We start from the raw sequence: 241 nt of genomic DNA, 5'->3' as shown, positions 1-241 counted from the left end.
AAATTATTCTTTCACCTCATATAAATTCCCCAAATTTTTAAATAGACACTTCATAAAAAAATCCTCCTAAATTAGAATAGTTTAAATATATCATTTTTGTTCAGTAATATTAATATGTACCCTATTTCCAAAATTTAAATTCATGTTGCCAAAAATCGATTTGTTTTTGCAATTGTTTTTCGTTCGCTTTTAAAGTCGATTTCATTAAGTCCGTTAAATCGACTGGCGAAATTTCTTTTAT

Annotated in this window: 1 pseudogene; it reads right to left on the bottom strand. The window is 25.3% G+C overall.

Features of this window, described 5'->3' with window-relative positions:
• Positions 1-121: 121 nt before the first annotated feature.
• Positions 122-241, bottom strand: a pseudogene (locus SH09_RS13690) (replication initiation factor domain-containing protein); the annotation flags it as partial.

The organism is Staphylococcus gallinarum (assembly GCF_000875895.1).
Taxonomy (GTDB): domain Bacteria; phylum Bacillota; class Bacilli; order Staphylococcales; family Staphylococcaceae; genus Staphylococcus; species Staphylococcus gallinarum.
This window is presented reverse-complemented; position numbering and strand designations above follow the sequence as displayed.